We start from the raw sequence: 25,630 nt of genomic DNA, 5'->3' as shown, positions 1-25,630 counted from the left end.
CCCCGGTCGGGTCCCGTACGACGCGCCCCGCTTCCCTATCACTACCGACCGCAAGATCCATGTACAAACTCGTTCTCATCCGCCACGGCGAATCGACGTGGAACAAGGAAAACCGCTTCACCGGCTGGGTCGACGTCGACCTGACCGAACAGGGTCGCAACGAGGCCTACCAGGCCGGCGAATTGCTCAAGGAGGCCGGCTACACGTTCGACATCGCGTACACGTCGGTACTCAAGCGCGCGATCCGCACGCTGTGGCACGTGCAGGACAAGATGGACCTGATGTACCTGCCGGTCGTCCACTCGTGGCGCCTGAACGAGCGCCACTACGGCGCGCTGTCGGGACTGAACAAGGCGGAAACGGCCGCGAAGTTCGGCGACGACCAGGTGCTCGTGTGGCGCCGCAGCTACGACACGCCGCCGCCCGCGCTCGAGCCGACCGACGAACGCGCGCCGTTCAACGACCCGCGCTACGCGAAGGTGCCGCGCGAGCAGCTGCCGCTCACCGAGTGCCTGAAGGACACGGTCGCGCGCGTGCTGCCGCTGTGGAACGAGTCGATCGCCCCGGCGGTCCGCGCCGGCAAGCAGGTGCTGATCGCCGCGCACGGCAACTCGCTGCGCGCGCTGATCAAGTACCTCGACGGCATCTCGGACAGCGACATCGTCGGCCTGAACATCCCGAACGGCGTGCCGCTCGTGTATGAACTCGACGAGAACCTGAAGCCGATCAAGCACTATTACCTCGGCGACCAGGACGCGATCGCGCAGGCGCAGGCCGCCGTCGCGAAGCAGGGCAAGGCGGGCTGACGCCCGTCGGCCGGGTGAGCCGGCCAGGCCGGGCGGGCCGCGTCCGGCGCGGCATGCCCGGCCCCGCCCCTTGCCCGCGCACCGCGCGAACCTTCGCGCCCCCGGCGCTGTCGAATCCGCTTTCGAACCCGCGGCGCGCCCGGCGGTGCCCGGCCGGGCCGCCTTCCGGGCCCGCCGCGACGCCCGCTGCGACGCAATTCGCGCCGTTCCACTGAGTCTTCGGACGAACAGTTATACTTGTCCGCTACATCCCCGCTACCGCCACGCGCTTCCCGACCGCACCAGATCTCTATGCGAATGAAATTGAAGAACATCGGCCTGATTGCCGCGGGCCTCGCCACGGGCGTGTTCGCCACGCTGCAGGTTTCCGCATCGGCCGAGCAGACCGCCACGGCGCCGCTTCCCCTCGACCAGCTCCGCCTGTTCGCGGAAGTCTTCGGACAGATCAAGCGCGAGTACGTCGAACCGGTCGACGACAAGAAGCTGCTGACGGCCGCGATCAAGGGCATGGTGTCGAGCCTCGACCCGCACTCGTCGTTCCTCGACAAGACCGACTATGACGAGCTGCAGGAGCAGACGAAGGGCCGCTTCGCGGGTCTCGGCATCGAGATCTCGCAGGAAGACGGCCTCGTCAAGGTGATCTCGCCGATCGAAGATACGCCCGCGTTCCGCGCCGGCATCCGTCCGGGCGACCTGATCACGCGCATCAACGACAAGCCGGTGCGCGGCATGACGCTCGACAAGGCCGTGAAGCAGATGCGCGGCGAGCCGGGCACCAAGGTCACGCTGACGATCTTCCGCAAGAGCGACGACCGCACGTTCCCGGTCACCGTCACGCGCGCGATCATCAAGGTCCAGAGCGTGAAGATGAAGATCCTCGATCCGGGCTATGCGTATGTCCGCATCACGAGCTTCCAGGAGCGCACGACGCCCGATCTCGCGCAGAAGCTGCAGGACATCGCACGCCAGCAGCCGAACTTGAAGGGCCTCGTCCTCGACCTGCGCAACAACGGCGGCGGCCTGCTGCAGAGCGCGGTCGGCGTGGCCGGCGCGTTCCTGCCGCCCGACTCCGTCGTCGTGTCGACCAACGGCCAGATCCCCGATTCGAAGCAGGTCTACCGCGATACGTACGACAACTATCGCCTGCCGTCCTTCGACGGCGATCCGCTGAAGAACCTGCCGCCGGTCTTCAAGACGGTGCCGATGATCGTGCTGACGAACGCCTATTCGGCGTCCGCGTCGGAAATCGTCGCCGGTGCGCTGCAGGATTCGAAGCGCGCGCAGATCATGGGCAAGACGACGTTCGGCAAGGGTTCGGTGCAGACGGTCCGCCCGATGACGGCCGACACCGCACTGCGCCTGACCACCGCGTACTACTACACGCCGAGCGGCCGTTCGATCCAGAACAAGGGCATCACGCCGGACGTGCCGGTCGATCAGTACGCGGACGGCGATCCGGACGACGTGCTCGTGACGCGCGAGGTCGACTACACGAACCACCTCGCGAACACGCAGGATCCGAACGAGAAGAAGGAACAGGAAGAGCGCGAGCAGCGCCGGATGGATCAACTGCGCGTCCTCGAAGAGCAGAACGACAAGAAGACGCCGGAACAGCGCCAGAAGGATCGCGATCGCAAGCCGATCGAGTTCGGCAGCGCCGACGACTTCATGATGCAGCAGGCGCTCAACAAGCTCGAAGGCAAGCCGGTGCAGGAATCGAAGTCGCTGCTCGCCGAAAGCACGAAGGGCACGGCCGGCAAGGCCGCCACGGCCCCGAAGGCATCGGGCGCAAGCGCGAAGCCGGCTTCCGCACCGAAGCCCGCGTCGGCGCCGAAGTAAGCGCCGGCCGGCATCCGACGGGCCATCGCGGGAAGACCGCGATGGCCCGTTTTTCATGCGCGCCTAAAATAACGACACGTCCGCCGCTTCGCCCACGACTCCCCCCATGAACGACGATCAACTCCTTCGCTACTCCCGCCACATCCTCGTCGACGAAATCGGCATCGAGGCGCAGCAGCGCTTTCTCGATGCGCATGCGATCGTCGTCGGCGCGGGCGGCCTCGGCTCGCCCGCCGCAATGTACCTCGCGGCATCGGGCGTCGGCACGATCACGCTCGTCGACGCCGATACGGTCGATCTCACGAACCTGCAGCGGCAGATCCTGCACGTGACGGCCTCGGTCGGCCGCAGCAAGGTCGAATCGGGGCGCGACACGCTCGCGCAACTGAACCCCGAGGTGAAGGTGGACGCGGTCGCCGCGCGCGTCGACGACGCATGGCTCGACGCGCACGTGCCGAGCGCGACCGTCGTGCTCGACTGCACCGACAACTTCGCGACGCGGCACGCGATCAACCGCGCGTGCGTCGCGCACGGCGTGCCGCTCGTGTCGGGCGCCGCGCTGCGCTTCGACGGCCAGATCAGCACGTTCGATTTCCGCGACCCGGCCGCGCCCTGCTATGCGTGCGTGTTTCCGGAAGACCAGCCGTTCGAGGAGGTCGCGTGCGCGACGATGGGCGTGTTCGCGCCGACGGTCGGGATCATCGGTGCGATGCAGGCCGCCGAGGCGCTGCGCGTGATCGGCGACATCGGCAAGACGCTCAACGGGCGGCTGATGATGCTCGATTCGCTGCGGATGGAATGGACGACGATGAAAATCGCGCGCCAGGCCGACTGCCCCGTGTGCGGGGGCCGGCACTGACGCGCGACGGGCATGCGCCAGGCGGCGCATGCTTGGTGACACTTCGCTACTTTTTGAGCGGCAACGTGGCGCCTATGCGGCCGCATCCGCGCGCGGCTCGGCGACCGACAGGCGCTGCAGCGCCGCCTGCACTTCCTCCGGCTCGAACGCGGCGAGCACGTCGGCCGTCGGCTTTTCGAGCGCCTTCAGGTGTGCGCGCAGGATCTCCTGCTTCACGACGAGCAGCTGGCTCGGGTGCATCGAGAACTCGGTGAGCCCCATCCCGAGCAGCAGGCGCGTAAGCGCCGGGTCGCCCGCCATCTCCCCGCACACCGACACGGATACCCCCGCGCGCTTCGCTTCGCGCAACGTATAGGCGATCAGGTGCAGCACGGCCGGGTGCAGCGGGTCGTACAGGTGCGCGACCGCGTTGTCGGCACGGTCGATCGCGAGCGTGTACTGGATCAGGTCGTTCGTGCCGATCGACAGGAAATCGAACCGCTTCAGGAACAGCGGCAGCGCGATCGCCGCGGCCGGGATCTCGATCATCGCGCCGATGCGCACGTTCGGATCGTACGCGAGCCCCGCGTCGTCGAGCTGGCGCTTCGCCTCGCGGATCAGGTCGAGCGTCTGGTCGATCTCCTGCGCGTGCGCGAGCATCGGAATCAGGATCTTCACCTGGCCGAACGCGGACGCACGCAGGATCGCACGCAACTGCGTGAGGAACATCTGCGGCTCGGACAGGCTCCAGCGGATCGCGCGCAGGCCGAGCGCGGGGTTCGGCGCCGTCTCGTAGCCCTCGTCGAGTGCCTCGAGCGGCTTGTCCGCGCCGACGTCGATCGTGCGGATCGTCACCGGCATGCCCTTCATCCACTCGACGGCCCGCTTGTAGGCGGCGAACTGCTCCTCCTCTTCCGGCATCTCCTTCTGATGCATGAACAGGAACTCGGAACGGAACAGCCCGACGCCGACCGCGCCGGCCTCGACGGCCGCCTTCGCGTCGTCGGGCAGCTCGATGTTCGCGTACAGATCGATCTTGGTGCCGCACAACGTTTGCGTCGGCGAGAACTTCAGACGCTGCAGCTTGCGTTGCTCCAGCAGCTTCTCGGACTGCCGGTACGAATACTCCTCGAGGACGATCGGCGCCGGATCGACGATCACGATGCCCTGGTCGCCGTCGACGATGATCAGGTCGTCCTGGCGGATCAGCGCGCTCGCGTGCTGCACGCCGACCGCGGCCGGAATGCCGAGGCTGCGCGCGACGATCGCCGTGTGCGACGTGCGCCCGCCGAGGTCGGTGACGAACGCCTGGAACGACTGCGACTTGAACTGCATCATGTCGGCCGGCGCGATGTCGTGCGCGACGACGATCATCTCGTTCGTGCCGTTCGCGGCCGCGCGGTCGAGCGCCTGCGACGCGGACGGTGCGCCGGCGAGCGCCTTCAGCACGCGCTCGACCACCTGCTCGATGTCGGCCTTGCGCTCGCGCAGGTATTCGTCCTCGATGTCGTCGAAGTGACGCGTGAGCAGCTCGAGCTGCTCGGTCAGCGCCCACTCGACGTTGTAGCGGCGCGTGCGGATCAGGTCGATGGTTTCCTGCACGAGCATCTCGTCGCTCAGGATCATCGCGTGGACGTCGATGAATGCACCGACCTCGCTCGGGGTGTCGTCGGTCAGGTCGGCGCGCAGCGCCTCGAGTTCGTGATGCACGACATCGAGCGCCGTGCGGAAGCGCTCGACCTCGGCATCGATCTGGTTTGCGTCGATCAGGTAATGGGCGACGTCGAGCGCCGCCGGCGCGATCAGGTACGCTCGCCCGATCGCGATACCTCGTGAGACGGGAATGCCATGCAGCGTGAAGGACACGCGCACCTCCTCTGTACAAGTAAAGCCGCGGCACACTGCTGCGATGCGCTTATGACCCCGGTTAGCGATTATAAATTCCGCGACTCCCCGCTGACTGCATGCACCGCAGCATTGCGCATTCCGCATCAATGCTTCCGACGAAAAAAATGCCGCGGAATCCGCGGCATTCTGACTGGAAACGGCAACGATCCCGTGCGCGGCGCGCGCGGATCACTGCCCTTCGCCGAACTTGTCCGCGATCAGTTTCAGCAGTGCGTCCATCGCTTCCCGCTCGTCGGGCCCTTCGGTCTCGATCGTCACGGTGCTGCCGATGCCCGCCGCCAGCATCATCACGCCCATGATGCTCTTCGCGTTGATCTTGCGCCCGTTGCGCGTCATCCAGACTTCCGACTGGAAGTTACCGGCCAGTTGCGTAAGCTTGGCCGATGCGCGCGCATGGAGCCCCAATTTATTGACGATGGTGGTTTCTTGTTGAAGCATGATTCTCGGTCGGGTCGGTCGGGACCGCCGGCGGCGCGCGCCGGCGGTGCTGTCTAAAACGGAAAACGGGAAATCAGTGCGACTCGGTGCGCGGTTGCGGTTCCGGCGGAATCGGCGCGCATTGGCCGCAGCCGGTTTCCGTCGGCGGCGGCGGCGTGCCGGCCGACACCTCGTGGACGCCCTTCGCCCCGCCGGACAGCGCCTTGTCGACGAGCTTGTCGAGCGGCACGGTGCGGTAGCAGACGGCCCGCACGAGCATCGGCAGGTTCACGCCCGCCAGCACGCGCACGTTGTCGAGCTTCGCAAGCTGGCCGGCGATGTTCGCCGGCGTCGCGCCGTACATGTCGGTCAGCACGACCACGCCGTTCTCTTCGCGGAGCCGCGCGAGCTCCGCGTGCGCGAACGCCATCACCTGGGCCGGATCGCTGTCCGCCATCACGTCGATACAGCCGATGCGGGCGGGCACGCCGCCATAGATGTGCGCGATGCAGTCCCGCAGCGCGGTGGCGAGCGGGGCGTGCGCGATGATCAGGATCCCGGCCATGTCAGATCGCTCCCGGCCGCCCCTGGCGGGCCGATACCCCGCGGCGGGGCAATGAGCGTAGCGAGTGTGGGAAACGTTTCATGGTCAGCCTTGCAACAGTTTCGGCCCGACCGCCGGGCCTTTGGTGCGCGATCGCGGCACCGGGCAAGCGGGCATTGTAGCAGGCCGGTCGAGCTGCTCCGGCGACGGGGGACCTGCGCGGCCGCCGCCGGGGTTGCGCGGGAGACGGCCTACGCGGCCGCACGCTCCAGCGCGTCGATGAACATCGCGGCGACGTCGAAGCCCGTCTGCTCCATGATCTCGCGGAAGCACGTCGGGCTCGTGACGTTCACCTCGGTCAGCCAGTCGCCGATCGCATCGAGGCCGACCAGCAGCAGCCCGCGCGCCGCGAGCACGGGCCCGAGCGTGTCGGCGATCTCGCGATCGCGCGCGGTCAGCGGCTGCGCGACCCCGAGCCCGCCCGCCGCGAGATTGCCGCGCACCTCGCTGCCCTGCGGAATCCGCGCGAGCGAATACGGCACCGGCTCGCCCGCGATCAGCAGGATGCGTTTGTCGCCGGCCTTGATCTCGGGAATGAACTTCTGGATCATCAGCGAGCGCGTGCCGTCATGGCCGAGCATCTCGATGATCGCACCGAGGTTCATGCCGTCGGCCTTCACGCGGAACACGCCCATCCCGCCCATCCCGTCGAGCGGCTTCACGATCACGTCGCCGTGCTCGGCGTGGAAGGCGCGCAGGCGCGCCGCATCGCGCGTGACGAGCGTCGGCGCGACGAATTGCGGAAACTCGCCGATCGCGAGCTTTTCCGAGTGATCGCGAATCGACTGCGGCTTGTTGAATACGCGCGCGCCCGCCCGTTCGGCAAGCTCGAGCATCCACGTGGCCGTTACGTATTCCATGTCGAACGGCGGATCCTTGCGCATCAGCACCGCGCCGAACGACGTCAGCGCACGCGACTCGTGAGCGGCCGCCTCGTACCACGGTTCGCGGTGCAGGTCGGCCGTGTCGCCGACGATCGTCACGCGCTGCACGTCCGCCTCGACACCGCTCCCCGTCCATGCGAGCTGGTGCGGCTGGCACGCGTACACCGCATGCCCGCGCCGCGCGGCCTCGGCCATCATCGCGTAGGTCGAATCCTTGTAGATCTTGAAGCGCTCGAGCGGGTCGGCGATAAAGAGAATGTCCATGAGGTCCTGTACTTGGCGAAGGTCCGTTATACCTGGATGGCTTCGGGGTCGGTCTTTTCCAGTTCGATCGACGACGCGATCAGCGACAGCCGCGCGACGACGCCGTACATGTAGAAACGGTTCGGCGGCGCGGCACCCGGCTTCGCGCCGGCATCCGGCAGCGCGGTGTGCTCGAAGCCGAGCGGCACGTAGTGCATGCCGGGCGCGTTCAGGTTCTGGTCGCGCTCGCGGCCGGCGTGCGTGCGGTAGAAGCCGCCGACCACGTAGCGGTCGATCATGTATACAACGGGCTCGGCCACTTCGTCGCCGACGCGCTCGAACGTATACACGCCTTCCTGCACGATCACGTCGCGCACCGCGAGGCCGGCCTTCGACTCGGCCATCTGCGCGCGCTCGGCCTTCGACATCCGGCCGATCTCGGCCGCGTCGTGCACGGTCATCACGCCGCGCCCCGCCGTGCCCGCGTCGGCTTTCACGACGACGTACGGCTTCTCGCTGATCCCGTATTCGCGGTACTTGCGCGCGATCTTCTTCAGCACGCCGTCGATCGCGTCGGCGAGCGCCTGCTCGCCTTCATGCGCCTGCCAGTCGACGCCTTCCACGTGCGCGAAATACGGATTCACCATCCACGGATCGACGCCGACCATCTTCGCGAACTTCTTCGCGACGTCGTCGTAGCACGAGAAGTGCGTCGACTTGCGGCGCACGGCCCAGCCCGCGTGCAGCGGCGGCAGCAGGTACTGCTCGTGCAGGTTTTCCAGCACGGCCGGGATGCCGGCCGACAGGTCGTTGTTCAGCAGGATCGAGCACGGGTCGAAATTCTTCAGGCCGAGGCGGCGCTGCGAACGCTCGAGCGGTTCGAGCACGATCTTCTGGCCGTCGGCCAGCGTGATCGGCGTCATGTCGGTGATGCTCGGGTCGAGCGAGCCGAAGCGCACGTTCAGGCCGGCCTGGCGCATGATCGTCGCGAGGCGCGCGACGTTTTCGAGGTAGAACGCGTTGCGGGTCGGCAGCTCGGGAATCACGAGCAGGTTCTTCGCGTCCGGGCAGATCTTCTCGATCGCGGCCATCGCGGCCTGCACGGCGAGCGGCAGCACTTCGGACGGCAGGTTGTTGAACGCGCCGGGAAACAGGTTCGCGTCGACGGGCGCCAGCTTGAAGCCGGCATTGCGCAGGTCCACCGAACAATAGAACGGCGGGGTGTGTTCCTGCCATTCGAGCCTGAACCAGCGTTCGATCGCAGGCGTCGCGTCGAGGATCTTCTGCTCGAGTTCGAGCAGCGGACCGTTCAACGCCGTAACGAGGTGGGGAACCATGAATCACTCGCGAGCGGGAGAATGAAGATTGTAGAGCAATTGCCTTGCCCATTTGGGGATTGTTCCCGGCTTCACAAGGATATGCAGGAAGTTTTCGGCTATTGACCCGATAGAGTGAAGGGTTATCCGCTACGTCAGTGCGTGACAGGAGAAAAAAAGCCCGCCGGGTAGGCGGGCCGAAGTCGCTGCGCTCATTCGGGGCGGGCGCCGTCGTCGCGGCGGCCCGCCGTTGATTCGTGTGACTTATTCCACGTGCTCGCCGTGCAGGATCACGTCGAGACCTTCGCGCTCTTCCTCTTCGGTCACGCGCAGGCCCATCGTCAGGTCGATCAGCTTCAGCAGCACGAAGCTCAGCACGCCGCTGTAGACCAGCGTGATCAGCACGCCCTTCGCCTGCAGCAGCAGGCTGCCGTCGGCGCCGCCGATGTCCTTGACCGCGAACACACCCGTCAGCAGCGCGCCGAGAATCCCGCCGATGCCGTGCACGCCGAACGCGTCGAGCGAATCGTCGTAGCCGAGCTTCGACTTGAGCCAGGTCGCCGACCAGAAGCAGACGACGCCGGCGGCGATGCCGATCACCAGTGCACCCGCCACGCCGACGAAACCGGCAGCCGGCGTGATCGCCACGAGACCCGCGACCGCACCCGACACGATGCCGAGCACCGACGGCTTGCCCTTCGCGATCCACTCGGCAAACATCCAGCCGAGCGCCGCGCAGGCGGTCGCCACTTGCGTGGTCAGCATCGCGAAGCCGGCACGGCCGTCAGCGGCGACCGCGGAGCCCGCGTTGAAGCCGAACCAGCCGACCCACAGCATCGAGCCGCCGATCATCGTCAGCACGAGGTTGTGCGGCGCCATCGATTCGCGGCCGTAGCCGACGCGCTTGCCGAGCACGAGGCACGACACGAGGCCCGCGATACCGGCGTTGATGTGCACCACCGTGCCGCCCGCGAAGTCGAGTACGCCGTCGGCCGACAGCCAGCCGGTCGGCTCCCACACCATGTGCGCGACCGGCACGTAGACGATCAGCGACCAGAGCGTCATGAACACGAGCATCGCCGAGAACTTCATGCGATCCGCGAACGCGCCGCAGATCAGCGCCGGCGTGATGATCGCGAACGTCATCTGGTAGACGAAGTAGACCGATTCCGGAATCGTCGTCGCGAGATGGCTGACGGTCAGCGTCGTCGCCTTGTCGCCCTTGATGTAGTTCATGCCGTGCAGGAATGCGCGCGACAGGCCGCCGATGAAGCCGTTGCCCGGCGTGAACGCGAGGCTGTAGCCGACCACCGTCCACAGCACCGTGATCACCGCGGTGATCGCGAAGCTCTGCATCACGGTCGCGAGCACGTTCTTCTTGCGGACCATGCCCGCGTAGAACAGCGCGAGGCCCGGGATCGTCATGAACAGCACGAGCGCGGTCGACGTCAGCATCCACGCGGTGTCGCCCGCGCTGATCTTCGACGAATCGACCGAGAACGGTGCGGTCGGCGCAGCCGGTGCGGCCGGCGCGGACGCGGCGGCGGCGGCCGATGCGTCGGCGGCGCCCGAAGCCGGTGCGGCGGCAGCGGCCGGTGCAGATGCATCGGTTGCAGCCGGTGCCGAAGCGGCCGGCGCGGCGGCAGCCGAGGCGTCGGAAGCCGTTGCGGCGGGCGCGGACGCAGCGGCGGCGGACGCCGCGTCGTCGGCGAGCGCGGAGCCGACGCCTGCCGCGATCAGCGAGCCGGCCATCAGCAGGGACATCAGAAGTTTGCGCATCTTGGGTTTCCTCTTGTCGCTTGTCTTGTCTGTTCTGTTACAGCGCGTCTGCGCCCGTCTCCCCGGTGCGAATCCGGATCACCTGTTCGATCGCCGTGACGAAGATCTTGCCGTCGCCGATCTTGCCGGTGCGCGCGGCCCGCTCGATCGCCTCGACCGCCTGGTCGACGAGATCGTCGGACACCGCTGCCTCGATCTTCATCTTCGGCAGGAAATCGACCACGTATTCGGCGCCGCGATACAGCTCGGTGTGCCCCTTCTGGCGGCCGAACCCTTTTACCTCGGTCACCGTGATTCCCGAGACGCCAAGCGCCGACAGCGCCTCGCGCGTCTCATCGAGCTTGAACGGCTTGATGATTGCGGTAATGAGTTTCATGAAGTCCTCTCGCTGAGTTGTCCCGTCGAATTGGTTGGAATGTTGTAACGGACTCTCCTCAGCAACTCGCATGCCATGTCGGTTCGAGCACCGTTTCGAAGGGCTTCATCAAGGGGTCGCATCCCGCGATGTAAGGTGCGCAAGCCCGGCCGAATGGCCAACGCGGGCCGCTTTGCTGGCGCGGCGAAAGGAACGTTGCTAGAGTGCACGCACGTCCCGGGTCACCGGGCCATTCACCCATGCCGGCGCCATGCCCGGAATTCGCGCCCCCGGCGCACCATTTCCGGTCATGCGTGCATCATGGGCACGTACGCAACTGAAGATGCACATTTTTTGTGCAAAGAAGGGGAATCACATGAAGCAACCCAGCGACGTTTTCAACGATCTGCAGTCGCGCGTCAGCGATCTGCTGAAAAACTCGCCGGCCAAGGACGTCGAGCGCAACGTGAAGGCCATGCTGTCGCAAGGCTTTTCGAAACTCGACCTCGTCACGCGCGAGGAATTCGACACGCAGGCGCAAGTGCTCGCCCGCACCCGCGTGCGCCTCGAGGAACTCGAAAAGCGCGTCGCCGAACTCGAGCAGAAGCTCGCCGCGCCGTAAGCCTGACGCCCCACCCGGCCTCAAGGTCCGGGCGCGGGCCGCCTCGTGCGGCCCGCGCCCGCCAGCCCCGAAAACCTGAAACCCTGAAGTCGCGCTACCGCGCTTCGTCGTAAGTCGTTCTCCGCAGCCCACCGCTCTTCGCTGTCCCTCGCTCTTCGCTGTCCCTCGCTCTTCGCTGCCCCTCGCTCTTCGCAGCACCCCGTTCTTCGCAGTCTCTCGCTCTTTTCCCGCGCCACGCCGGCAAGCGCGCACCGATTCCTCCGATTCCCGCGGCATGCGGCCACGAACGGCCGTCGCCCGTCCGTCTTGTTTACAGGAGCCTCGCCATGTCGCTCGCCGTGGTGCGCAGTCGCGCGCCCGCCTCCGGCCGTGCGCCGGACGTCACCGTCGAAGTCCATCTCGCCAACGGGCTGCCGTCGTTCTCGATCGTCGGCCTGCCCGATCTCGAGGTCCGCGAAAGCCGCGAGCGCGTGCGTGCCGCGCTGCAGAACTGCGGTTTCGAATTCCCCGTGCGCCGCATCACCGTCAACCTCGCGCCGGCCGACCTGCCGAAGGAGTCGGGGCGGTTCGTTTAGGTGCCTGTTATCTGTTAGGAGCTGACCATAGTAGGGTCAAGTGAGTTACCTGCACACGGAGGTGGTTCTGTGACTGTGGTCGATTCTCGGCGGGGAATTAGGGGCAACGTGTGCTTTGCCGTTCATTATTAAATGGGGCAAGCCGGCAAAGCCGGCGCGTCAGACGTTCGAGTGTGTGCAACTCTGGTACCGCCCGCAGGGCGGCTGTCCACACCCGTGTGGTGTGGACAGCAGAGTTGTGCACACGGGAATTCGGGGGGCAGCCTGGCGGCAAAGCTCGAACAGAAGTTTGGATGCTCGGACCCCAGTTACTGTCTCGCTCATTCCGCGTGCGAGTGAGCGATGTGTATCACTGGTCTACTAGACCGGTCGGAATCAGCGCTTTAATTTTTTTCCGCACTGCCGGCGACAAATGCGGCCACGCGAGTACCAGTTCCGCAAGTTCATCGTCCTCACAGTAGAAATACGCCGCCGGCAAGCAAAGAACCTCCGCCAAGTTCACTGCCGTACCAAACGGCGGCTCGTTCTCGCCGGTTTCGTACCTGCTTATCCGCGCGCTTGCAGTATGTTCATCGAGGCCAATTCGTACGCCTAGCTTGTCTTGCGGAATTCCGAAGCGTAAGCGCGCTTCCCGCAAGCGACGGCCGAACAAGGTTGATGACTTCTTTTTCATTCTACGAATGTCGTAGAATTCGCTTGTTGTTTCTCTACGTAATTCGTAGAATTGGCCGTGCCCGTGAAGGCCGCAATGGTCGTCAACGCCGTTGTCATATTTTCACGACTTAGCGCACGCGCAGCGGGCCGGCGAGCCCGTTGGTATGCCGCGCTACCGTTGAATGTCAACGTCAAGTGCAGGTGGCAAACTTCACTTTCACAGTCGCTCGTTGCGAAGGGCATGCTCGTCCCGCCGCAGGTCGATGACGGAGAATTATTGGTGACTGCTCCTCGAGCCCAGCGTCGTACGCGGTTGGTTGAAAACTCGCCGGCAGTGCGCCGACAGGTCAAGTTGGTTCAACCCGTGGACACCGAGTTGCATCCCAAGCCGCGCTTGTGGATGCTGAACGCTTGGCAAAACGACCTGTTCTCGCGGTTCCCGCTCTTCTTTCGCGCGGTGCATCATCCCGATTCATACCCTGCGAACATCTCGCACTTCGGCATTCAATGCGGAGTCGGTTGGTACCCCATCATTGAAGCGCTGGCACGCGACGTTGAGCTTGAGCTACGAACGTTGTGGCACGAGCAGCTCCAGTTTCCGGAGAAACTCGCAGAACTGGATAGCGCGCTGGTGTCGGGCCGCGCCACATACCCGATTCTTCCCATCTGCACCGACATCGGACAAGTTGCAGGCAAACTCGTCATCTCGCTCGTGCACGGGAATATGTGTCCCACAGATGCGTGGGCGCGCATCCGCGCGTACGTTGAAATTGCAGAGGCGAGTGCTCAATGCATCTGCGAGAGCTGCGGCAATCAGGGTAAGTTTCGGGAAGCCTATTGGCGCCGCGTCTATTGCGATGTCTGCATCACGCCGAAGGGCAACCTGGGGCAAGGGGAGTCGTGCGATTGAGCGAGCCAGGAATGCAGACAACCTCTCAGTATTCCGGCGTTCCTGATGATTTAACGCACCTTTCCCCACCCTCTATCGACCAAATGTCTCCAGCCTCATCCACGCCGAACCCGACACTCAGCCCACTGGTACCGGACCTTCGGGCGCTCGGCCACCTGATTAGTTACCACCGGCAACAATGCGAACTCAGCCTCCTCGACGCCGCCGACTATCTCTACGTCGAGGTCGCTGAATTGAGCCGCATCGAAGATGGATTGTCCGTCGATACCGAGCCCCTGTTCAAGGTACTCGCTGGGTTCGGACTAGAGATGCTCGTTATGAAAAGGGATAACGCTGGCGACGCACTCAAGGCAGTGGGCCACACAGTCAACTGGCATAAAGTGTTGGAGCAGCGTTCGCCTCGGCGAGAACGGCCCCCGCCTGCTCCCTATATTCTTGACTGCGCCACTCCAACGCTATTCGTCGACTTCGACGGGACGCTCCACATTGGCAATGCTTACATCGACGAAGATGAAGAAATAACACTCGATACCGGCCGTCCTCTGCTGGAGTTCGCGCCCATACTCGCCGAGCTTCTGGAGCCATATCCCAATGTAGAAATTGTCCTCACGACGTCGTGGGTGCGGCGGTTGCCCGAGGAGCGCGTCATCGAGTACCTGCCGCCCGAACTGCGCCGGCGCGTCGTCGGAACCACCCGGGATATCAAACCCCGGCTCAGCTATGTGCAGGACGGCACCGAGCGCACCTACGTCATCAGCAGCTACGCCTATGGAAAGCGGCTCAGGCACTGGCTCGCTATCGACGACGCAGTATTCGGCACCGCGCGGTTCGGCCGTGAGCCAGGTGAACTCGTGGACCACTTCCTGCTGCTCGATTCGTCCAGTGGAATCAGCGACAGCAAAGCACTGCGCCGTGTTGCAAGGTGGCTTACCGAAGCGCATTCCGCGCGAGATGGCTAACTGCACACGACGACAACATAAATGGAGCAATCTTCCATGACTACAGCGTATGAGCGCACGAAAGCAGTCATCGAAACGCGAGAGCTTCTGCAACTGCTTGGCTCCCCCACCGGTACCGCCACGCGCGACACAGTTAGGGACGCCGCGCTATTACTCCTCCGGCACTATCCGCTGGACATCGACCTCGAGATATCAGCCGCAGCATTGCCGGGAATCTGGGCCGCTCCTCAACGGTGACGCACCGGCGCCACTGGACTCTCGAAGGAAATTGCGGTCGCTCGAGAACCTGGGTAATGCTGCAGTTCGCTGCGAGTTGACTCGCCCGACGCCGCTGCATTGCACTGAATCAACTTCTCGGGAAGTGGTATGACGCAACGCCTTCAGGACGTCGTTAGTAAGCTGTATCGGTCACCAGTGGACCACGCACGTCAGGTATTCGCGGTGTCGCGAAGCGAAGCGGAAAGACTGCCCCGTCTACCGTCGGTGGCCGTCATCTCAATCACCGCTCCGGAACGCTCGACAGCCAATCTCGACGGCTTCGGCCACGTGCTACGCCTGAGCTTCGCTGACGTGGACTTCCTGAAACCAGACCTATCCAGAAAGGCAACAAAGAGCCTCACTCATGCATTCACCCCCGGACACGCTGACATGATTCGCTCATTCGTCGAATGCCTGCCGGACGAAATCAACGCAATCGTCGTTCACTGTGAGGGCGGCTACTCGCGGTCGTGCGCCGTAGCACTCGGACTTCATCGGCTATATGGGTACAACGTGGAAAAGGAGCATCTCGCTCATGCGAACTCCTCAATACTTCGCGTGATGACCGGGGACGACAGCATCGACCGCAGTCACGCAGAGCACGGCCAGCTGGCCATGTCGGATGACGCAGAGAAGAGACTCAAGGACGCGCTCGCAGGCGGCCCACGGTCCGAAAGAAAATTCCGCAAATCGCTGCGACGGTCTGCCCCTCGGAAATGAAGCAGGGCAACGTCTCGATAACTGGCAAGCGATTAGAGATTCGACTTACGGCCTGTGTCAACTGAACATGAGCGTTCTCAACCTCGAGCCACATCTCATCTTGCTCGACGACCAGCGAAGTATTGCTGATGCAGAAGCACACCAGCGGATTCGGGACTGGTTGACCGAAGTACCCGTTCAATTGGTCATGAACAACTTGGCGCCGACACTATTCGTCGATTTCGACGGAACGCTCCACGTCGGCAACACATACATCGGCGAGGATGACGAAATAATGCTCGACACTAGCCGCCCGTTACTGGAGTTCGCGCTACTATTAGCAGAGTTGCTCGCACCTTACCCCGATGTGGAGATGGTGGCCACGACATCGTGGGCGAGCCAATTGCCAGACGAGCGGTCATCAGCTATCTGCCACCCGAATTGCGTCCGCGTGTAGTCGGCCCGACCCCCAGCACCAAGCCGTGGCGCAGCTATGTGCACGACGGCACTGAGCGCATGCATGTCATCACAAGCTACGCGTACGGCAGACCGCCGCGTGACGTGCTCTATCATCCCCCGCGCTTCTTCGCCATAACCGCCCTGATGTCCTTCTCGCTGACCTTGCCAGTCTTGTCGCGCATCACCTTCAGGGTCGTATTCGGCCCGAAGCCCGGAATGGGATTCGGCAAGTTCTTGTTCATCGTGTTGCCATGCTTCAGGTCAATCTTCCCATCCTTGTCACGATGGCGACCATCGAGCCCTGGTTGCTTCATGGTAGCGCTCCTTGTGGTTTTGAACATGAGAACTGCTCTACAACACCTGCAACCCTGACCTCGTGCGGAGCAACGTGCACGAGCCGTCAACGACGCTGACGGGCGCCTCCGGAATCACGCTGACCGAGCCCACTGGTACGCGGGCAACAACCGCCTATGCCGCCTTCTGTGCCGCCACGACGCAATCCTCCGCCAGCTTATATGGCTCTCCGTTTAGCACTGCTCTCAACAAGTCGACACATGCCTGCGAATACTTGTTTGTGCTGCTCGATTTCCCCGTCCGCATCGTGATGTGATACGTGTTGTCGGAGGACTTCAGGTCGAAGCCTGTCTGCTCGTCCACCAGCGCTATAAGGCGATGTGCTGCATTCCAGCCCTTAAAACCGAGTTGCTCGGCAACTTCGGTCAGCGTGAACGGAAACTGCAGGTTGACCTTCGCCGGGTCCCCGATTGCTGTAATGCCGAGCAACGTCGCAACACCCTCGCCTTCCTGTAGCTTGTGTTCGAGCGTCTGGAAATCGATTTCCACCTTCTTGGTCGGCACGTCCTTGCGGACTAGGTCAATCGTGCGTGCGAGCAGTGACCGCAGCAGCTTCATGTTCACCTTCTCGAGCGCGCCACCGCTGCTGAATGCCTCGTAGACCCACTCGAACGACGACGCGGAGATACTCTTAATCCGAATCTCCCGGTTCTCGCCGACCGCGAGCACCCTGTCTCGCGCAGGGTATGAGTTTTCGTCAATTGCGGGGTCCCACTCGAGAATGTAGATGTTCGGGACGAGTGCGAAATCCGCGCGAATCATCCGGTCAACGTCGTAGAGCACGCTGCGGATATTAGGGTCGCTCGCGCCGTAGCCAATAAACAGCAGCGGATGCTCTGCGAAGTACGTCAGCAGCTTCGCGCTCAGGTATTTCTTGTCCGTTTCGAAGGCTTCGTAATCCTCGTGCGTTAGCACAAGCGAAAGCGGGTCCGCGACCGAGCCATGAATCTTGAAGATTTCGCCGATGGAAAGATACGGCTGCTTCAGAATCGTCTGGCCGACGACCGCCTCGTACTGTGGAAACAGCGGTTCCAGCAACTCGTCGTAGTTAGTCGTAACGATAGCGTGCGGATTAATCGCCTGCAGCGCCCTGAGCTCCGCCTTTAGGCTCGCGTGCACCGGTTTGAGGTTGTGAAGCATAGCGGCTGTCGCATGCTTCAAGAACACTTCCGTCGGGAACGCCTCGTTGAAATATTTCGGAGGGAAGTTCGCGCGCCCCTTGTCCCACGCCCAGTCCCGATATGCCTCCGCGAACATGCTCGCGATACGCGGTTGGTCCTGGAATTTCTGCTTGTAGTAAGCGTAAGGATGGTCAATTCTCGGACAGTTCTCGGCCAGCTTCTTCAGGAGCTCGTTCCAAGTCGGCGCGTCGGCGTATCGCCGCGAAAACCCAGACCCGACAAACAGTATTGGCTGACAGCCCGCAAGCTTCAGCACATTCGCAATGTCTGCCCTTACTTCTTCCTGATACCGCCCGTAATCCATCGGCATGGTGGTCTCTGAGAATACGACACGCTCGACGTGCGCTACCTTTCTCATTCTATGGAGGTCGCATTGAGACGCCCCCCTAGCCCGTATTCGTTCTCACGCTTTACATGCATAAGCTGTCAGCATGTAGTGCGATTTGACTTGCCGCCAGAAAGAAATTACAACATACGGTAAATTCGGCCAGTCCGCAATGCAGAAATCTAGCTACAGTCGCAACGTGTTTTCTCGCCTCACGCCCTTCGTCTGGGCTCGTTAAGGAAACGTGGTAAAAGTTGCAAGGGACGCGCATGTTCGGTGACGTAAAAATACATGCCAGAATGGCGACTTGCAATGGCGCTCGTCGAATCTGTAGCACCTTGAGTCAATCGTGGCGTTACCCTGGACGGGTGAGGTCTTTGCACGGCGCATCGCAGTCCAACGAGCGAGAGCGGTTGAAATGGAAATTCCTGAAGCAACCGTTGAAAACATAGAAGCAGCCATACGGAAGTTGGCCGGCCCGGACGCGGACGAACTTCGAGTACCCGCACCCGCCGCCTTCATGTCCTTCTTTGCCGACGCCGGCCTACTGCAGTTGGTCATCACTTGGGCGAGAAGAAGTGCAGGCAGCAAAGCCACCTTCGATGACATCGACTGCAAAGCACCGGGCTTCAAAGCTAACCTGGAAAAACTCCTGGGAAGGCCATATGCACTCGCCGCGTGGGTTATGGCAAAGCTACTGCTCGACACCAATGGGCAGCGGATGGGACGCTCCGAAGGGAAGGTCTACAGCAGCTATCTCGATGCGATGGACGAGTTCGATTTCCCGCGGACTCATCCTTCGAGCGGGGGTGTCAACTTGCTCTGCGTGCAAGGCTCATCGCGAGAATTCATCCGTCCACTGTACGAAGGCAGCGATGGCGACCGAAAGCTTCGGCAGTTCGGTGAAGTTCGTGTTGTCGTCCAGGCTGCGCTCGCTCATATCGCACAGGACTGGTCCGCAAGAAAGCTTCTCGACATCTCTGAGGCGGCAACTCAGCTCACTCGCGAACTTGTCGAGAACTCCGACTGGTGGGCGCGGACTGACGAACGTGGCGTGTTTTATTCGAAGGGCATCCGAGCAATCACATTTCGCCACGTTGACATAGACGATGACGGCGTTGAGCGGTTCTCCGGCGACAACACTCATGTCAGAAATTACCTGCACCAAAGCCTCGCCGAAGACTCGGTTCGTCACCCGGCCATAGGTAGCGACAGGAAGCAGGACCTTCGCGTACTGTCGTTTGTCGAGCTTTCGATTGTTGACTCAGGGCCCGGCCTCGCCCGCCGCTGGCTATCTAGCGGAGCAAAAGATAGACGGGAGGTTTCCGACGTTCGAAAGCTGCCCATCTCAGAGGAAGAAGAGGCCGTCGTCGCCTGCTTTCGCAAGTGGGCAACATCGTCAGGCGACACGAATCGCGGAGTAGGTCTCTTCGCCGTTGCCCGCTTGCTGCGCAAGCGCAACGGCTTCATGCGATTGCGCACTGGCAGACTTTCCTTCCTGTTCGGCACGCGCTCAGCAATTTCAGACATCGAGCGAAGGCTAACTTCCGAAAAAAAGGACATCTCGTTGCCGTATCTCCAGCTTGAAGACAAGACGCACGTCTTTTTGGAGGACGGCAAAATGCTGTTCTTCCTCCGACCATGGACTGAGGAAGCCCTCGGCGCCGTCGAGGGCACATCTTTCTCAATCCTCTTGCCGGCCTGAAGGGGAACGACGATGCTGATTTTTCCATTTTCTGGCGCGCGCTATGCGGGCGCTTTTCGGCATTGCGTTCTCATCTTTCTTGGCCAAGAGCTGGCTAATTGGCCAGAAATAAGTTCGAAGTTCAGCGATTGGTCCAAGTCGAACGTCGTGCTTCCTCGCACGTTGCTGGTCGCGTCGCGTGCTCATGCACAATCCCTTTGGAAGGCCGTCAAGGACAAAACCGCAACGGGCCATACCGACATTCTCGCCAAAGGAAAGCTAACAATCGCTGGATTCGATTGCTCCGGGCGCATTGTCGAAGCAGGAGAAGACGATACCGGCGATGGACTCGACCTAACTTCATGCTTTGCTTGCGCAACCGAAGAGTTTATGAGGCAAGCAAGCCAACGTGGAGATGTTGTGGTCGCGGCGCCGCCAGGGTTCTTCTTCGCTAAACAATCCGAGCGCTATGCAAGCCACTTCCTGCGCGCAGAGTCCTTGCTAAGCGGTACGAGCGAAATTGAACTGCTTTCGATGGCCATTCTGCCGAAGTTTTCTAGCTTCTGCGAGCAGGAGCAGTCTTCACCCACCGTCCGCATCTTCATCGATTCGATGGCGATTTGGCCCGTGGCGCAAATGCTTACGCAGCTGCATTGCACAACGGCGACTGGCGTCCGAAGATATTCAATCGAAAGCTTTCACGGATACGAAGGGCTAGCCGAATGGGAACCACTCCCAGATGCGGCATTCGTTCTCATCTCGGCGTCGACTTCGGGCGGACTCGAAACAAAGGTACGAACGAAGCTCGGTCTATCAAAGAAGGTTCCAGTCGTCACCCTCATAGGCTTGCAATCCGATGGTCAAGTTGACGAGTGTATCGCCGACGAATCCCAGTCGACCTGTCTGTTCCGTGTACCGCGACAACTCGTTGGTGAGCCCACGCTTGACGGCCTCCGCGCGGATTTTCAGCCGGACGTCAAAAGCTTGCCTGCCGGGGCGGAGAGCGTTCGAGTAATTGGTGAGCGATTTCTGAGCCACAACAACAGACCGAAGGTGGTCCGCATGGCCCATAAGTCGCTTGCTCAGAAGGACAAGCGCACCCTGGCTGAACTCGCGGACGCCCACATCGTACTGGCCGGACGTCGAAAGGCTGTTGGTAGCAAATGGTGGTCGTTATCACTGAACATTCCCGCATTGATTGCTCGCTACGCAGCACCGGGCGCCGACGGCAGTTGCAAACTCCGAGAATGGATATGCAACTATGCAGCGCCCGGACCGACTGTCATCATCTACCCAGAGGACTTGGGGAGCGGGGAACGTCACAATGAGCGTTTAGCGAAGCGCATTGATGAATTGTTGAAAGAGCGTGCGCCGGGAACTGACACTCGGGTTGTCGACCACATGAAATTGGAGAACCCTGACGAAGACCTCCGCGCGTTCCTGGGAAATGCGGCAGCGATTGTCGCAAGCCCCATCGTCTCCGATGGTTTCGTCTTCAAGCAGATAAGTGCCATGCTCCGCATCGTACAGCGCTCCGGACCCCGGCTATATATCGCCCTAGCTGTACTGCCAGAGTCGGACGCGAGGCTGAAGGAGCTTGCCAGCGACATAGGGTCCAATTCTGCCGACAGCGCTTACCGGTTTAAGCACGGTTTCACCTTGCCGGTTGGTCGTATTGACAAGGCCGTCAAGTGGGACAAGGAGACCGCACTGCTTGACGAATTCATCGAGTCCTGCGAATCCGAGAATGTTGATGTCCCTCCGCGATTGCTCGAACGCATAGAGGCGATGCGCGCGCCAAACGGACTGTCGGACGAATTGGCATTCATGCCATCAGCGGGCGGGGAACCGCAGCCGCTTTCGGCCGGCTTTTTACTGTGGGAGGTTGACCATCCGCAGGAAGGAAGCAACTTTGGTGCGGGCGTTCTGCTTACAGTCGCCACATTTCTTGAGGCTTCGCGGCGTGCCCGCTCGGGCGACCCGGAAACATCGCTTCGGAGCGGTGTGTTTCAGCAAACACTGATTGAGCCGGGAACATTCACTCGTTTCAACGATGGGGCCATTCAGTCCGCATTGTTGCGCGCCGCCTACCCGTCAGAATTGGATTACGCAGCTGATAGAGCAGCCAGCCGTGATATGGCACGTCTGATTGCCAAATTCATCGAGCTGCACAAATCGCCAGCGGGTAGCGCAGCGCCCGAGTTCATTCTCGCTCTCCGGCTCAAAAAGCTAACTTTGCATCGAGACGACCTTCCCCAAATTGAACACGCATGCTCGAGCCTCGCCGGCTGGCTGGCCGTCTTGGCGCGACCGCTTTCTCCATAAACACACGCAGGTAGGTATCACTATGCCCGCGCAGTCGACGGAGCCCCCACTTGGGTTCCCAAATCCAATCCCTCAGCTGCGCGTCACATCGGGTCAGATGCTTGCTACACGTGGACCGCGGTGCAACGGCCCGGCCTCCCCTCTGCTATGTCCGACTGTCAGAAGGTAGGCCGCCTTAGCTGTCCTGGGCCGCGACTCTTTGTCCACTCATCGGATTGGGCGCGTCAACCGATGCATCCATGCCTATAACTTGCGCGAGAGTGCCGCCCCGGCGCGACGGAATGTCGGCGTATCTCAGGGCATTGTGTACCGGCGCACCTTCCGGAATAGGCACGTATTCAAATTTGCCGTCGGCTTCGACGGGAGATAGCCGACCGCCGCAGCCACGGTCGATTCCTACCCGCAGGAAGAGAATTTTGGCTTCTGGCATTTTGTTGAGGGAACCTGGGGAGGGCAATGAGATTGCTTTGTCGCGATTTTTCCCTTACCAAGCACCGGCGATGGTGGAGCGCCACTCGCAAGATGCAAGATAGTCATTAATTCCGCAAACATATCTTCGAACACGCTGTCAGATTTGATGACGCGTCGATTTGTTTCCAGCATATGCTCGTAAAGCAGTGGGTAGTCTGACTGAAGCAATGGCCCGTTCTCGTTGAGCAGAATGAAATGCTCAAAGGCCCATATTGCATGCCCGTTTGGAGTGACGTCGTAAGCTTTCCTGCCCATCCCAACCCAATTCACTTTCTTCGCTATTCCTTCGTCGCCACGCCAGGGGCTCGTTCCTCCAATACCGATTACATGGTCGAAGCTCCAGTTCCGTACCTGTCCCATGCAATCATTGCATCCAAAGAGGCCGCTTTCGTTGGGGTCGCCCGTGTGCGTTCTTTTGTAGACGAGAATCTTTGGTCTGTTTTCCAGCATTGTGCTTTCTCCGTGCTGATTCGCTGCTGCGCGTCGGCGCCTAACGCGGGCGGCTAACCGCCAATCCCCAGGCCCGTCAGGTCCTCCAGCAACGCAACGGCCTGCTGGTAGCCGGGCATATCCCGCCGGACGCTTCGCACCAGCTCCTCCATATGTTCGGCCACCTGACTGCGAATGGTGTCGGCCGACGGGCTGCCCACCGGCCTGAGACGCATGAGCGGTACGCCGCCCGCTTCAAAGATGCGGTCCTTCTTGCCGTCGCGCTCGAGCTGCTTCTCGGTGTCGTGATAGATGCCGTCCACTTCGATAGCGAGCAGCGGCAGGTAGGTAGTGGTCGACACCACGACCAGGTCAACGCTGGCCATCAGGTAGTACGAGAACTCCTCGGAGGTGACCATCTCCTTCATCCGCTCGTAGCTGAAAATGCTCTGCAGCGAGCAGTTCGGGAACACCAGATGGTTGGGGCACAGTTGTACCATGGCCCGATAGATGGTGTGCTCGCGTTCGCTGTTGAACACCTGCTTGACGGCCGCGCTGGTCCCACCCGACCGGATAATTTTCGAAATGACGGTGTGCCGGGATTCCTGCGCAACAAGCGGCCGGATATGCAGATTGAGGCGGTAGCTGTTGCCAGTCTCGAATATCATGCCATCGGCAAGCAGCCGGCGGTAGTGACGGCCCGCCCATTCCCCGCTCATGCCCGCATAGGTGCCCAGCTCTTCGAAGTTCGCAAAGCTGTTGACTGTATCGAGCACGGCGAGGACTTTGCGGGCCTGGGGACTCAGCGCCGGCCAGCGCGCCAGCGCCGTCTTTTCGAATTGCTCCTGCTTCTCGCTTTCGCTCAACCGCGTGCGAACGCTCTGCACGAGCGGCGCCGTTGCGGCCGCATATGTGCTCGCCCAAGGCCCTTCCGTGAGCACTGACTGGAAGTGGCGCAACGACTCAGACGTCGTCGCCTGTTGTATCAACGCCTGCATGGCGGAAGCAGCGGTTGCCTGATTCGGGCCACCAAAACAGCTGCCATACGACATGAAGGCCTGGGCGGTGTCACCCACCTTGTATTCGAGCTGGGCCAGCACTAGAGGAGCCGTATCGAGCAGGTCATCGCGCAACGCCTGGGCCACCTGGTACGCAGGTGAGGCACCTAGGTCTGCGTAGGCTTCGGCCGCCGCGGCAAGCACCGGTGCCATGAGGTCGTGCCAGCGCTTGCGGTGACTGTCATCCATCAGCGCGCGCAATTCAAGCACGCGTTCCATCTCCGCGAGAATCTGGTTGGCGGAAGGCTCGTCGACCGACAGCTCGCGTTCGGTGGTTTTCCAGTCAAGCACCGGAGGCCTTGGATAGGCTTCACCGCGCTCGATATACCGACGCAACGACTGGACGGCGAAAAACGCGCGCTGGCCGTCAGTCGGCGCGACGCTGGCCAGCAAGCAGGCAAAGGACGACGACTGCTCTGCCAACCAGTCCAGCTCGGGTAGCGCGAAAGGGGTGTCTGCATATTCGCCAATGAGCGAGTACTGATTATTCGCCACCAGTACGTGATAAAGCGTCAAGAGCGCGTCGCCGCGTTGCAATGTAGCAGGGGCGTGCTCGATAAGCCGGAGAACAAAGTCGGGAATCGACGCGAGGCTGAAGCCACACTCGAGCACCTCGGTGGCGTCGCCCGAGACGTACAAGTACGGGGGAACGCTTTCGTCCCGGATGTCATCCGGTTGTGCACAGAGCCGCGTTACGCCCGCAATCAACAACCGGTCAGCTTCCTCCCCAGTGGAAATGGCAGCCTTGACCAACAGTTTCAGGCCGTCGCACAGACCGAAGCCCAATCTATCCGGATAGCGGGCATCCAACCCGCCCCAGCCGTCTCGTCCGGTATGAGCTAGGTCAACCAGAAAGGCCCACGCGAGCGCCGTGAGCGAGCCGTTTGGGCCGGAATCCATGTGCGGCGCATCGAGCCGTGCAATTTCCGGCGTTGGAAGCGCACGGATTTCCGCGACAAGGGCTTCGACTTCGTCGGGCGCCACATCCAGCGACGTCGCATCGAGTCGGTATATCCGGGCAAGCAAAGCCTCCTCGGACGTGCCAGTTTGCTCGAGCACGCGACAGGCGTCTTGAAAAATCGGCAGTAAAGCCGGCACCCCGTCAAGCGCGACCCGCTCCTCTTCGGTGTAGTCCTGCTCCCAGTCATCGCCCTGCATTGCGTGCAGGCGCAATACCACTCGCCGCAGATGCCGCAGCAAGGTTGCACTCGGGTGCCGCGCAAAGGCCTGCACCGTGACATCCAGCGCCCGGGTCAACCCCTTCACCTCATACGGGTCAAGGCTATAGTAGAACTCGAATTCGGGCTTCAGGTGGAAGTCCGGCACACGTCGCCGCAGTTCTTCCAGTATCTCGAGCAACTCGACTGGCGAAACGTCCCGACTGACCGAATACCATTCCTTCTGCTGGGTCAGCCCACGCAGTTTGCAAAGAAGCAGCGGCACATGCGCATGCTCCTGGTCTTGCCCGGCAAAGGCCGAAATCGGCATCGCCCCCAGCTCGAGCAACCCCGCCCAGTTGCCCTCACTGCGCCGCAGTTCTGCTTCCCGGGTGAACTCATCGACGGTAATCGAGGTTTCGCTTGTCGCGCCCCGCTCGTTTACCGGCCTGGCGAGTTTGAGAGGTTGAGGCGCCGTACGTTTCTTCTTGTGGCGAGTCACTGCGTGCTCCGCTAGGGGA

Annotated in this window: 23 protein-coding genes and 1 pseudogene; 12 read left to right on the top strand and 12 right to left on the bottom strand. The window is 62.1% G+C overall.

The window, feature by feature from the left end:
* Nucleotides 1-59 precede the first annotated feature (59 nt).
* The 3 genes from gpmA to moeB all read left to right on the top strand — a co-directional run bounded on the left by gpmA (nucleotide 60) and on the right by moeB (nucleotide 3,504).
* The gene (gpmA, locus tag E9536_RS26080; protein ID WP_027789056.1) at nucleotides 60-806 is read left to right on the top strand and encodes a 2,3-diphosphoglycerate-dependent phosphoglycerate mutase; all 747 of its coding nucleotides are present in this window, start codon (nucleotides 60-62) and stop codon (nucleotides 804-806) included.
* A gap of 291 nt (nucleotides 807-1,097) precedes the next feature.
* Complete coding sequence (locus tag E9536_RS26075) at nucleotides 1,098-2,645, top strand: S41 family peptidase (protein WP_027789055.1); 1,548 nt, start codon at nucleotides 1,098-1,100, stop codon at nucleotides 2,643-2,645.
* 106 nt (nucleotides 2,646-2,751) lie between these two features.
* Nucleotides 2,752-3,504 carry a molybdopterin-synthase adenylyltransferase MoeB gene (gene moeB, locus E9536_RS26070; RefSeq protein ID WP_027789054.1) on the top strand — a complete coding sequence of 251 codons (753 nt, stop codon included), beginning with the start codon at nucleotides 2,752-2,754 and terminating at the stop codon, nucleotides 3,502-3,504.
* Nucleotides 3,505-3,576: 72 nt separating this feature from the next.
* Here the strand turns inward: moeB and ptsP are convergent, their stop codons facing one another.
* From ptsP to E9536_RS26035, 7 genes are all read right to left on the bottom strand, one after another.
* Complete coding sequence (gene ptsP / locus E9536_RS26065; RefSeq protein ID WP_059688699.1) at nucleotides 3,577-5,349, bottom strand: phosphoenolpyruvate--protein phosphotransferase; 1,773 nt, start codon at nucleotides 5,347-5,349, stop codon at nucleotides 3,577-3,579.
* Nucleotides 5,350-5,559: 210 nt separating this feature from the next.
* Entirely contained in the window at nucleotides 5,560-5,829 is a 270-nt protein-coding gene (locus tag E9536_RS26060; protein ID WP_006477716.1) for an HPr family phosphocarrier protein, read from the bottom strand.
* A gap of 73 nt (nucleotides 5,830-5,902) precedes the next feature.
* On the bottom strand, nucleotides 5,903-6,373 hold the full coding sequence (locus E9536_RS26055) for a PTS fructose transporter subunit IIA (RefSeq protein WP_027789052.1): 471 nt from the start codon (nucleotides 6,371-6,373) through the stop codon (nucleotides 5,903-5,905).
* 230 nt (nucleotides 6,374-6,603) lie between these two features.
* Nucleotides 6,604-7,560: a glutathione synthase gene (gene gshB, locus E9536_RS26050; RefSeq protein WP_027789051.1), complete on the bottom strand. Its 957-nt coding sequence runs from the start codon at nucleotides 7,558-7,560 to the stop codon at nucleotides 6,604-6,606.
* A gap of 26 nt (nucleotides 7,561-7,586) precedes the next feature.
* The gene (gshA, locus tag E9536_RS26045; RefSeq protein WP_011353295.1) at nucleotides 7,587-8,876 is read right to left on the bottom strand and encodes a glutamate--cysteine ligase; all 1,290 of its coding nucleotides are present in this window, start codon (nucleotides 8,874-8,876) and stop codon (nucleotides 7,587-7,589) included.
* A gap of 243 nt (nucleotides 8,877-9,119) precedes the next feature.
* On the bottom strand, nucleotides 9,120-10,634 hold the full coding sequence (locus tag E9536_RS26040) for an ammonium transporter (RefSeq protein WP_027789050.1): 1,515 nt from the start codon (nucleotides 10,632-10,634) through the stop codon (nucleotides 9,120-9,122).
* A 37-nt stretch (nucleotides 10,635-10,671) separates the two neighbouring features.
* Complete coding sequence (locus E9536_RS26035) at nucleotides 10,672-11,010, bottom strand: P-II family nitrogen regulator (RefSeq protein WP_027789049.1); 339 nt, start codon at nucleotides 11,008-11,010, stop codon at nucleotides 10,672-10,674.
* Nucleotides 11,011-11,365: 355 nt separating this feature from the next.
* Between E9536_RS26035 and E9536_RS26030 the strand changes: the two genes are divergently transcribed.
* Together E9536_RS26030 and E9536_RS26025 are read left to right on the top strand one after the other, a co-directional pair.
* Nucleotides 11,366-11,611 (top strand): accessory factor UbiK family protein, encoded by a 246-nt coding sequence (locus E9536_RS26030; protein WP_136471170.1) that lies wholly within the window; start codon nucleotides 11,366-11,368, stop codon nucleotides 11,609-11,611.
* A gap of 326 nt (nucleotides 11,612-11,937) precedes the next feature.
* Nucleotides 11,938-12,180: pseudogene (locus E9536_RS26025) on the top strand (magnesium chelatase domain-containing protein); the annotation flags it as partial.
* A 355-nt stretch (nucleotides 12,181-12,535) separates the two neighbouring features.
* Here the strand turns inward: E9536_RS26025 and E9536_RS26020 are convergent.
* Nucleotides 12,536-12,859 carry a helix-turn-helix transcriptional regulator gene (locus E9536_RS26020; protein ID WP_136471167.1) on the bottom strand — a complete coding sequence of 108 codons (324 nt, stop codon included), beginning with the start codon at nucleotides 12,857-12,859 and terminating at the stop codon, nucleotides 12,536-12,538.
* 159 nt (nucleotides 12,860-13,018) lie between these two features.
* On the opposite strand from E9536_RS26020, the gene E9536_RS42190 reads away from it, so the two are divergent.
* The 5 genes from E9536_RS42190 (at nucleotide 13,019) to E9536_RS25995 (ending at nucleotide 16,123) form a co-directional block, all read left to right on the top strand.
* Nucleotides 13,019-13,750: a hypothetical protein gene (locus E9536_RS42190; RefSeq protein WP_247873508.1), complete on the top strand. Its 732-nt coding sequence runs from the start codon at nucleotides 13,019-13,021 to the stop codon at nucleotides 13,748-13,750.
* A gap of 11 nt (nucleotides 13,751-13,761) precedes the next feature.
* The gene (locus E9536_RS26010) at nucleotides 13,762-14,709 is read left to right on the top strand and encodes an HAD domain-containing protein (protein ID WP_247873507.1); all 948 of its coding nucleotides are present in this window, start codon (nucleotides 13,762-13,764) and stop codon (nucleotides 14,707-14,709) included.
* 21 nt (nucleotides 14,710-14,730) lie between these two features.
* Nucleotides 14,731-14,946 carry a BPSL0761 family protein gene (locus E9536_RS42675; protein ID WP_348772172.1) on the top strand — a complete coding sequence of 72 codons (216 nt, stop codon included), beginning with the start codon at nucleotides 14,731-14,733 and terminating at the stop codon, nucleotides 14,944-14,946.
* Between the two features lie 129 nt (nucleotides 14,947-15,075).
* Entirely contained in the window at nucleotides 15,076-15,687 is a 612-nt protein-coding gene (locus tag E9536_RS26000; protein WP_136471165.1) for a hypothetical protein, read from the top strand.
* Nucleotides 15,688-15,754: 67 nt separating this feature from the next.
* Entirely contained in the window at nucleotides 15,755-16,123 is a 369-nt protein-coding gene (locus E9536_RS25995; RefSeq protein WP_211097495.1) for a hypothetical protein, read from the top strand.
* Nucleotides 16,124-16,235: 112 nt separating this feature from the next.
* On the opposite strand, the gene E9536_RS41575 is transcribed toward E9536_RS25995, so the two are convergent.
* Together E9536_RS41575 and E9536_RS25990 are read right to left on the bottom strand one after the other, a co-directional pair.
* Nucleotides 16,236-16,439, bottom strand: coding sequence for a hypothetical protein (locus E9536_RS41575; RefSeq protein WP_119566610.1), 204 nt, complete (start codon nucleotides 16,437-16,439; stop codon nucleotides 16,236-16,238).
* A gap of 154 nt (nucleotides 16,440-16,593) precedes the next feature.
* A complete protein-coding gene (locus E9536_RS25990; protein ID WP_136471163.1) occupies nucleotides 16,594-17,970 on the bottom strand; it encodes an SIR2 family protein in 1,377 nt (458 codons plus the stop codon).
* A gap of 433 nt (nucleotides 17,971-18,403) precedes the next feature.
* Between E9536_RS25990 and E9536_RS25985 the strand changes: the two genes are divergently transcribed.
* A complete protein-coding gene (locus tag E9536_RS25985; protein ID WP_136471160.1) occupies nucleotides 18,404-19,690 on the top strand; it encodes a hypothetical protein in 1,287 nt (428 codons plus the stop codon).
* A 12-nt stretch (nucleotides 19,691-19,702) separates the two neighbouring features.
* A complete protein-coding gene (locus tag E9536_RS25980; protein WP_136471158.1) occupies nucleotides 19,703-21,994 on the top strand; it encodes a hypothetical protein in 2,292 nt (763 codons plus the stop codon).
* Between the two features lie 396 nt (nucleotides 21,995-22,390).
* On the opposite strand, the gene E9536_RS25975 is transcribed toward E9536_RS25980, so the two are convergent.
* Nucleotides 22,391-22,915, bottom strand: coding sequence for a hypothetical protein (locus tag E9536_RS25975; RefSeq protein ID WP_136471156.1), 525 nt, complete (start codon nucleotides 22,913-22,915; stop codon nucleotides 22,391-22,393).
* 53 nt (nucleotides 22,916-22,968) lie between these two features.
* Complete coding sequence (locus E9536_RS25970; protein WP_168799572.1) at nucleotides 22,969-25,611, bottom strand: DUF2726 domain-containing protein; 2,643 nt, start codon at nucleotides 25,609-25,611, stop codon at nucleotides 22,969-22,971.
* Nucleotides 25,612-25,630: the final 19 nt, after the last annotated feature.

This window comes from Burkholderia sp. LS-044, assembly GCF_004803625.1.
GTDB lineage: Bacteria > Pseudomonadota > Gammaproteobacteria > Burkholderiales > Burkholderiaceae > Burkholderia > Burkholderia cepacia.
Note: the sequence above shows the minus strand (reverse complement) of the source record. Positions and strands in the feature narration are given on the sequence as shown.